The organism is Mesorhizobium sp. M4B.F.Ca.ET.143.01.1.1 (genome assembly GCF_004792275.1).
Lineage (GTDB): Bacteria > Pseudomonadota > Alphaproteobacteria > Rhizobiales > Rhizobiaceae > Mesorhizobium > Mesorhizobium abyssinicae.
In genome coordinates, this window is record NZ_SRSR01000004.1 from 543,135 (window position 1) to 551,688 (window position 8,554).

Annotated in this window: 8 protein-coding genes; 1 reads left to right on the forward strand and 7 read right to left on the reverse strand. The window is 62.1% G+C overall.

Going from position 1 to position 8,554, the window contains the following annotated elements; all coding sequences use genetic code 11:
- Positions 1–137 precede the first annotated feature (137 nt).
- The 4 genes from EN786_RS13550 to EN786_RS13565 all read right to left on the reverse strand — a co-directional run bounded on the left by EN786_RS13550 (position 138) and on the right by EN786_RS13565 (position 4,016).
- On the reverse strand, positions 138–1,028 hold the full coding sequence (locus tag EN786_RS13550) for an FHA domain-containing protein (RefSeq protein ID WP_127311009.1): 891 nt from the start codon (positions 1,026–1,028) through the stop codon (positions 138–140).
- Positions 1,029–1,132: 104 nt separating this feature from the next.
- Positions 1,133–2,374 (reverse strand): CmpA/NrtA family ABC transporter substrate-binding protein, encoded by a 1,242-nt coding sequence (locus EN786_RS13555; protein ID WP_189340595.1) that lies wholly within the window; start codon positions 2,372–2,374, stop codon positions 1,133–1,135.
- Positions 2,375–2,376: 2 nt separating this feature from the next.
- On the reverse strand, positions 2,377–2,979 hold the full coding sequence (locus tag EN786_RS13560) for an ANTAR domain-containing response regulator (RefSeq protein ID WP_127287210.1): 603 nt from the start codon (positions 2,977–2,979) through the stop codon (positions 2,377–2,379).
- A gap of 359 nt (positions 2,980–3,338) precedes the next feature.
- On the reverse strand, positions 3,339–4,016 hold the full coding sequence (locus EN786_RS13565; RefSeq protein ID WP_127311011.1) for a hypothetical protein: 678 nt from the start codon (positions 4,014–4,016) through the stop codon (positions 3,339–3,341).
- Positions 4,017–4,116: 100 nt separating this feature from the next.
- Here EN786_RS13565 and EN786_RS13570 point away from each other — a divergent pair, with 100 nt between their 5' ends.
- Entirely contained in the window at positions 4,117–4,941 is an 825-nt protein-coding gene (locus EN786_RS13570; protein WP_127311012.1) for a BglII/BstYI family type II restriction endonuclease, read from the forward strand.
- 4 nt (positions 4,942–4,945) lie between these two features.
- Here the strand turns inward: EN786_RS13570 and EN786_RS13575 are convergent, their stop codons facing one another.
- The 3 genes from EN786_RS13575 to EN786_RS13585 all read right to left on the reverse strand — a co-directional run bounded on the left by EN786_RS13575 (position 4,946) and on the right by EN786_RS13585 (position 8,268).
- On the reverse strand, positions 4,946–5,578 hold the full coding sequence (locus EN786_RS13575; protein ID WP_127311013.1) for an MT-A70 family methyltransferase: 633 nt from the start codon (positions 5,576–5,578) through the stop codon (positions 4,946–4,948).
- Positions 5,579–5,946: 368 nt separating this feature from the next.
- Positions 5,947–7,380, reverse strand: a complete 1,434-nt coding sequence (locus EN786_RS13580; protein ID WP_127311014.1) for an aldehyde dehydrogenase family protein — start codon at positions 7,378–7,380, stop codon at positions 5,947–5,949.
- A gap of 387 nt (positions 7,381–7,767) precedes the next feature.
- Positions 7,768–8,268, reverse strand: coding sequence for a GAF domain-containing protein (locus EN786_RS13585; protein ID WP_127311015.1), 501 nt, complete (start codon positions 8,266–8,268; stop codon positions 7,768–7,770).
- Positions 8,269–8,554 lie beyond the last annotated feature (286 nt).

An 8,554-nucleotide genomic window follows, 5' to 3' on the forward strand; every position in this document is an offset into this window, starting at 1 on the left:
GACACGGTGATCTTGACCGGTTGTGGACCTGTTGCCGGCCATGGTTTCAGCCTTCGTGATGATGGATCGACGGCACGGGCGCTTGGCTGATCTCGGCGCCGCCGCCGAGACCACTCGCGGCTAACGAATCCGTCCGGTCAGCCTGAGACAATCTCGTAGTGAAGAACCTCGGTGTCGCCGGGCGACGATCTCCGTCCAGGCGAGATGACGCCGGAACCGAAGAGAAGAATATCTTCGCGGCGCACGAATACTTCATGGTCGGGCCCCATCGACACAAATGTGCCCGACGAGCTTCGCTCGATAAGGCGGGCCTTGCCATTCGAAATGGTGAAGGTGGCGTGGTGCCTTGAGACCCAGGGCCACTGGATGACGATATTGCATTCCGGAGATCGGCCGAACGTCACGAATTCGTTGTTTCGGCAGGATCGCGACTGATCTCCATAGCCGATGAGTAGATTGATCTGCGGCGGCGGGACGGCGCGCCTTTCGATAATGGTGCCCCGGCTGGCGATTTGCGGACTGAGGGTCCCATCGTCGCTCCTCAGAGTATAGACATCGAAGAGTTCCTGCTTCCCCTTGAAAGCCATTTTGTCCAGGAGCCGCAAGGCACTGCGGCTGCCCGCTGCAAGGCCTTCGAAGAAGCTCTGGCTGATCAGCACCTCGCCGGGGTTGGCCGTGCTGGACAACCTGGCGGTGACATTGACAACGTCGCCGAATATCGCGCCCCGCGCGCGAATGACCGCCCCGAAATGCAATCCTATACGGGCGCTCAGCGGCCCTTTCGTCAATTGGCGGCTGATTTGGCAGACGGCCCTCAGCGCCATCTCCGGGCTCTCGAACAGGCTGAGTACGTCATCGCCTTTCGAGTAAATGAAATCACCGCCGTGCTGGGCGACGATCTCGCGCATCGTGTCCAGGCAATCCGAAACCTGTTGTAGAGCGGCATCGTCGCCGATGCGCTCATAGAGGGGCGTGCTGCCCACGACATCAGCCAAAAGGACGGCGGCCAGAAGTCTTTCCTGATCCATCGATCTCGTATCCGCCCGAGAACGCAGCGTATATAACACACCAAGGCGGCCTTTGACTTATCAACTTGCGCGCGTTGGCGATCCGCACTCCGGCACGTCGGAACCTACTGCGCCAGGGAATCAGCGTGTTTCTGCCCGGCGACATAGGCTTCGATCTCGTCGGGATCGAAGATCTGGCCGTCGAAGAACCCGTCGGGGCCGAGCAACAGGCTTGCCCCCGCCGAACCGACCGGCGTCGCCGCTTTCAGCGCCCCTTCGACCTTGGCATTGGCGCCGGGCAACGCCACGCCGAGCGGCTTCAGCGCCGAGCGATAGAGGTCGGGCCGGTAGCAGTTCCAGGCAATGGCGAGATTTGCCGGCGTGTGCGCCAACTGCCCCCAGCGCACCATCTGCGTGTAGAACCACAGCGCATGGCTCTTCCAGGGAAAATTCGCCGCCTTGTCGAAGGGCACGAAGAAATCCGGGATCGCGCGCTCGGCGCCGCCACCGAGCTTCAGCCGTCCGGTCAGGATCGGCATCTGCACCACAGCCGGCAGGCCGAGGAAGCCCGGCCCGGCCATCAGCGCCCCCAGTTCGGCATGGTTCGCCGGGTCCTGGCACCAGCGCGCCGAATGATGCAGCGCTCTGAGCAGCGCCGCCAGCGCCTCCGGATTCTCTTCCGCCCAGGCCTTGCGCACGCCGATCACCTTCTCCGGGCTGTTGCGCCAGAGCAGCGCCTTGACGGTGACGATATGGCCGATGCCGGCGGCAACCGCTGCACTGTTCCAGGGCTCGCCGACGCAGTAGCCGTCGATGCGGCCGGCGGCCAGCGCGTCGGCCATGAAGGGCGGCGGCACGATGACGATCTCGATGTCGCGCTCGGGATCGATGCCGCAAGCAGCGAGCCAGTAGCGCAGCTCGTAGTTATGCCCGGAATGCGGATGCACGACGGCGAAGCGCAGCGGATCGCTCCCCCTGGCGGCCCGCTCGCGGATCAGCGCGCCAAGAGCGGTCCCTGCCCGCGTGGGATCGAGATCGGGTTCCGCGCCATGCGCCGCCATGCCATCCCACACCGCGTTGGAGACGGTGACGCAGTTGCCGCCGAGGCTGAGCGAGAACGGAACGATGGTCTCGGAGGCGATCGGCGTGAGGCCGAGGCTGCAGGCCAGCGGCATCGGCCCCAGCATGTGCGCCAGATGGAAATGGCCGATGGCGATGCGGTCGCGGATGTTGGCCCAGGAGGTCTCGCGATGCAGCGTCAGCTCGATGCCCTCGCGCGCGGCAAAGCCCAGTTCGCCCGCCGCCACCAGCACGGCGCTGTCGAAGAGCGGCATGAAGCCGGCGGTGATCTGGTGCGCAGCGGCCATGCTCATTCGTCCTCCAGCGGCCCGAGCAGCCCGGCGGCGGTCACCAGACTCTGGGCGATGTCGCTGATCTTGCGGTTCTGGTTCATCGCCGTCTTGCGCAGCAGCGTGTAGGCCGCCTCCTCGGAGAGGCCGCGCGACTTCATCAGGATGCCCTTGGCGCGGTCGATGACCTTGCGGCTCTCCAGCTCGCTGCGCGCCTCCTCCAATTCGCGCGCCATGCGCGAGAAGGCGTTGAAGCGGCTCACCGCCATGTCGAGGATCGGCTTGACGCGCTCCTGCCTCAAGCCATCGACGACATAGGCCGAGACGCCGGCCTCGACCGCCGCCTCGATCGAGGCCTGGTCGGAGCGGTCGACGAACATGGCGATCGGCCGCTTCACCGCGCGGGATAGCTGGAACATGTTTTCGAGCATGTCGCGGTTGGGGTTTTCCAGATCGATGACGATGACGTCCGGCTCGATCTCGGCGATGCGGCGCGCGATGCCGGCGACATCATGGATGACCGTCACCCGCTCATGCCCGGCCTCCCGCAACCCCGCCTCGATGATCGAGGCACGGATACGGTTTTCGTCGATCACGAGAACGGCGAGCGAGGAACGGACCATGGCTTCAATATGTCGAAGCGGGGGGATTGTGCAATGCAGGATGGGGGGGCGCCATACCCTGCCCGGGCCCTGTAACGCGGATGTTGGAAATGGACAGCTATGATTTGTGGCTGCAGAAGCGCACGGCGACCACTAGGCGGCGCGCCGAGTTGCCGTCAGCTTCGCGTAATTTCAGTGGCCACGCCTGCTGAATAGGTAAACGGGAGACCACGGACTCTGACTCCGTTATTTTGGGTTGGATTCCAGCTTCCCCAGCTACAACTCTTTTTCCTTTTTTCAATTGCTTACGAAGCATTAGAAAATTCTAGTGTTACAGTAACGTGGATGCATCGCGTGGGCCTGCAGTCAGGTCGTCCGGCTTAAGAACCAGCTAGAAAGGCCACGATCATCGCTATTAGCTTTTTGATCAACGCACTTGCGGCTTCATCACGAACCTTTTTGGAAAACCATGTCAAAGACGGCAATAGCACCCTTCGGACTAGGCTCGCGTCGGTTCGGTCCGCCTGAAGTAGCCGGTTGCCGGCCTCCAATTCGGCTAGCCGTCGGCTCGCTTCCGGCCCCTCAATGGCGTTTATCTCATTGTTTCCGCGCAGTTCCTCGATAGTGATCCTGAGTTGCGCGTCGAGGTTCTTGTAGGCGTCCGACAGCCTATCAATACCTATCACTTCCTCGACCTTAGTTGTTGGCACAACATCCGCCGCTTGCGCATGGTCATACGCTTCGCCGAGTTCTTCAGTTTCGACTTGATCTTCGATCTTGGTCCAAATGTCTATGCCTCTCGTTAGACCAATTCGTTCAGCCTCCTCCAATCCCGCTGGCGTGATTGTGAAAGGATCTGTGACGTCGGTGAATGCGTAATTGCTCTCGAAATAGTGCTCTTCCATGAGACGGCGTCCAGTGGGCACAATCCAGCTTTTCGGGAACTTGCCGCCTATTGCCTGGGCAACTTGTTCCGGTCGAACCTCTGCGTCGAAATCGCCCTTTGCCAGGATCGCAGTGTGGATCAGAAAGAATTGTTTGAACTCCGTAAACGTCAAAGCTCTTTCCTCACTTTTGCGCTATTTAGCTTCCCGAAGACAACGTCAGGACCATCGCCGCCTGGGCCAGAATCAGCTATCTCGCGGACAGGAGAATATCATGGCTGGCGACGACGACGACATAGATGGCGAAGAGCTTGAACAGGCGCTTCCCGATACGTCATTATCCACGAAGTTCGCTGATCCGCAGGCGGCGGTCGATGCAAGGATCCCTGACGACATTCGCCAGAAGTATGAGTTCTTCAGCTACAAGAACGCCGTCGTCGTCCTCGCAGAGACGCGCGCCGCCGAATGGGCCGAACTGCTTGAAGCACTCCGCGCGTTCACGCTGACGACGCGCGTCATTCGGTCGGCAGGCGGAAACGAATCGGAGGTACCGAAGCGTGTCAACGCTTTGCTACGGCCGAAGGGCTGGCACGAAACGATCGTGCGCGGAGATCTGCACGTGAAGCTCTTATGGAAGGAGCAGATCCGAACCACAAAAGGCGGCAAGGCAGTTTTCGAAAAGCGCGACAGCGAGCAGGTCCGAGAGGGCTTTCTCGATGGCCACAAGATCGACTACGTGAAGAACAAGGTTGCGTTCGATCTTGAGTGGAACAGCATGGATCAAACGTTCGATCGCGATCTTTACGCTTTCAATGCCTTCTACCAGGCCGGCGCCATCGACGCGGCGGTGCTGTTGACCAGGAGCCGAGAACTCAACGACGTCTTTCGAGCTCTCGGCACAACCGTCGACAAGAACGGTGACGAAGTTGCCGGTTCTAGACTGGCGTCGAAATACGGTGCGAGCACCACCTGGATGGGGAAGCTGCTTTACCGGTTGAACGCTGGGCGCAATGGCGGCTGTCCTGTGCTCGCGATCGGAATCCGGGCCGGCTGTATTGAAGACTGGTCGCCGCCGTCGGTCGGGATCGCGACGGCCTAGCGCTCTATTCAGCCGCGAGGGCGCGTGAGTGATTGCTGTAGGTGTCCCAGGTTGGCGCGTAGTCGTCGTCGGCTTGGTTCCCCCAGACGGTCCACTTCGGCCGCGTCCCTCTTGCGAACAGTTCCAAATAAGGTCCGGGCGAGCAAGCCTCTATAAGGCCGTATTGCTCGTCCGGCTTCCTCGAATGTTCGCGCTTGCGGGTGGCCAGTAGGTTGACCTGAGTGCGGCCGGCCTCACGTGTTCGCGCGTTCTTACCGCGAACGCCGAACAGGATGATTTCAGTCACGTTGCGGAAGTAGAAGCCGACGCCACGGCCGTCAGAGCCGCCGTCCTTTCGGATCTTGTGCCAGATGAGATTCGACTTGTAGGTGAAGCCCCAGCTTTCCATCACCTGCAAGCCGTCCGGCAGCAAGGCATTCGGGACCCATAGGTAGAGGTGCGCGGTGTCAGCGCTGACCTGATCGACGGGAAGCGCCTTGATCTCGCTAAGGCCCATGGTGCCGTAACGAGTGAGCCGACGATGTTCCGGCGCTACCTTGCCTGTCCGATTCACAAACTGCCAGGGCGGATCAGCAAGGATCGTCTTGAACCGCTTCCCGTCGGCCGTCTTTAGCAGGTCCGCTGATGGATCGAGCATGTGATTCTCGCCTGTTTGTGCGACACGCTTAGCACGGAGGGTGATCGATGAAAGCGATGCTTTCAATGGGTGACGAACAAAGATAGCGGAAATCCACTGTATGGTTCCTCCCGCTCGTAGGCTCTTGTATGAACAACTTATTGTTGCAAAACATGTTGCCACAACCTACACTGGCTTGTCAAGAGTATGTTCCCAATTTGTTCACGGAAACCGCATAGTAGATTTGACCCGTACAATTTGCGGGGATCATTGAGGCACACTTTGTGCAAGAGGGCGGGAAAACGCCCATTTGGCCGACGCGAACAGTCAGTCGCCTTCTTAGATTGGCTCAGATCCGCTGCTTGCGGTCGGCTCTGCGCCCACCTCGCCTACTCCGCCGCCTCGTACCCCGCGATGCCCTTGATCTCCAGGAAATCCTCGAGCCCGTACTCGGCATACTCGCGGCCGTTGCCGGACTGCTTGTAGCCGCCGAAGGGCAGGCCGGCGTCCCAGGTCGGGTAGTTGATGTAGACATTGCCGGAGCGCATGCGGGCGGCGACGGCGCGCGCCTTCTCGATGTCCTTGGCCTGGATGTAGGAGGCAAGGCCGAAGACGGTGTCGTTGGCCTGCTCGACCGCCTGCTCGACCGTGTCATAGGGCATGATCGCCAGCACCGGCCCGAAGATTTCTTCGGTGGCAATGCGCATATCGTGGGTGACGTCGGCGAAGACGGTCGGGCGGACATAGTAGCCGCGGTTGAGCTCTGCCGGACGGCCGGGGCCGCCGGCGACCAGCGTGGCGCCCTCGTCGATGCCGCTCTGGATCAGGCTCTGGATCTTGTCGAACTGGAGCTGGCTGACCACCGGGCCGAGCTTCGAGCCCGGCGCGTCGGCCGGGCCGACGGTGAATTTTTCCGCCGCCGTTTTAGCATAGGCGGCCGCCTCGTCGTGACGCTCGCGCGGCACGAACATCCGCGTCGGCGCGTTGCAGGACTGGCCGCTGTTGCCAAAACAGCCGGCGACGCCCTTGGTGACGGCCCTTTCGAGGTCGACATCGGGAAACAGGATGTTGGCCGACTTGCCGCCAAGCTCCTGATGCACGCGCTTGACCGTATCGGCGGCGGCCTTCGCGACCAAAATGCCGGCGCGGGTCGAGCCGGTGAACGACATCATATCGACATCGGGATGGCTGGCCAGCACCTGGCCGACGGTCGGGCCATCGCCATTGACGAGGTTGAACACGCCCTTTGGCACGCCGGCCTCGTCGATGATCTCGGCGAAGATGATGGCGTCGAGCGGCGCGATCTCCGAGGGCTTCAGCACCATGGTGCAGCCGGCGGCGAGCGCCGGGCCGACCTTGCAGGTGATCTGGTTCAGCGGCCAGTTCCACGGCGTGATCAGGCCGACGACGCCGATCGGCTCCTTGACGATGAGAGACGAGCCCTTCACGTGGCGGAACTGAAAGCTCTTCAGCACCTCGGCCATCTTCTCCAGATGCGCCTGGCCGACGCCGACCTGGCTGTCCAGCGCCATCTGGCGCGGCGCGCCCATCTCGCGCGAGACGGCCAGCGCCAGGTCCCTGCTGCGCTTCTTGTAGACATCGATGACGCGGTTGAGGATCTCGAGCCGCTCCTCGACCGAGGTGAAGCCGAAGCTGGCGAAGGCGCGCTTGGCCGCCGCCACGGCCTTGTCGACATCGGGCTTGGTGCCAAGCGAGATCTGCGCGAAGGCATCCTCGGTGGACGGATCGATGACGTCGAAATTGTTCGGCACCACCGGATCGACCCAGGCGCCGTCGATGTAGAACTGCAGATTGTGCGACATGGATTTCCTCCTCGGTCGGCCGTGGTTCTCGATTGTGGGGCGTCGTATTCCGCCAGTGATAACGATGCAATTAGGTCAAACGCAAGACCGGGTCGTTGAGCCAGAGGTTGACCGCTTCAGGGGACCGCTCTCACCCTGAGGCATCGCGCCATACAGCCTGGCTTTCAGCGCTGGCGCTGCCCCTCATTGTCCTGCCGGACATTTCTCCCCGTGAACGGGGAGAAAGTGGCTGGCCGCAGCCTCGGCGCTTCGTCCTGCAACGCTGGCGATTGGCGAAGCCGCCCGCACAGCGTCCTTCGCCCCGTTTACGGGGAGAAGTGCCCGGCAGGGCGATGAGGGGCGGCGCCGACATCGACAATGGCACTCGCCAGACGCGCTGCACCGCCATCAGTCGGGCTCGAACGCGCTCGCCCCGACATAGATCGCGGCGAGCTTCTCGATGCCGGCCTGGTCCTCCTTGTCGAAGCGGCCGGGCAGCGGGCTGTCGAGGTCGAGCACGCCGAAGATGCCGTCATTGTCCCTGAGCAGCACCACCAGCTCCGAACGCGAATCCGCGTCGCAAGCGATGTGGCCCTCGAACTCGTGGACGTCCTTGACCAGCATGGACATGCCCAGATCGACGGCAGTGCCGCAGACGCCCTTGCCGACGGCGATGCGCACGCAGGCCGGCTTGCCCTGGAAAGGGCCGAGCACCAGCTCTTCGTCCGATTGCAGGAAGTAAAAACCGGCCCAGTTGAGGTCGGGCACCATCTGGTAGATCAACGCCGCGGTGTTGGCGGCGTTGGCGATCGAGTCGCGCTCGCCTTCGAGCAGCGCCTTCAGCTGCGTGGCGAGTTCGCTGTAGAAGGCCGGCTTGTCCGTGCTCTCGATCGCCTTTGCCGCAAACATCGCCGTGCCTCCGTTGCCAGGACGCCGAAGCGCCCGCTCCGCTCTCTCTGCCACCAGGTGAGCGGTGAGGCTATCACGAAATCCCCCGGGATGATGACGATTGCGGCGGCGGCAGCACAGCGTAGGTCCGCGCTGCCCCTCACCTGCCTGCCGGCATCCTTGTAACTTGTCCCTTGCCGACTCTGCTATTGCAGCAGGTGCGGTGGCGGACGAGAGACCGGAGCATCTTTGGGCCTTGAAGCCCGTGGGAGAGCGAGGGTCTTCGTCCGCCGTTCCATCGACCCCG

Excerpts from the sequence above, each read along its gene's own strand:
- EN786_RS13560 (WP_127287210.1), bottom strand. The coding sequence starts at position 2,979 with ATGGTCCGTTCCTCGCTCGCCGTTCTCGTGATCGACGAAAACCGTATC.
- EN786_RS13555 (WP_189340595.1), bottom strand. The coding sequence starts at position 2,374 with ATGGCCGCTGCGCACCAGATCACCGCCGGCTTCATGCCGCTCTTCGAC.
- EN786_RS13580 (WP_127311014.1), bottom strand. The coding sequence starts at position 7,380 with ATGTCGCACAATCTGCAGTTCTACATCGACGGCGCCTGGGTCGATCCG.
- EN786_RS13570 (WP_127311012.1), top strand. The coding sequence starts at position 4,117 with ATGGCTGGCGACGACGACGACATAGATGGCGAAGAGCTTGAACAGGCG.
- EN786_RS13575 (WP_127311013.1), bottom strand. The coding sequence starts at position 5,578 with ATGCTCGATCCATCAGCGGACCTGCTAAAGACGGCCGACGGGAAGCGG.
- EN786_RS13585 (WP_127311015.1), bottom strand. The coding sequence starts at position 8,268 with ATGTTTGCGGCAAAGGCGATCGAGAGCACGGACAAGCCGGCCTTCTAC.
- EN786_RS13550 (WP_127311009.1), bottom strand. The coding sequence starts at position 1,028 with ATGGATCAGGAAAGACTTCTGGCCGCCGTCCTTTTGGCTGATGTCGTG.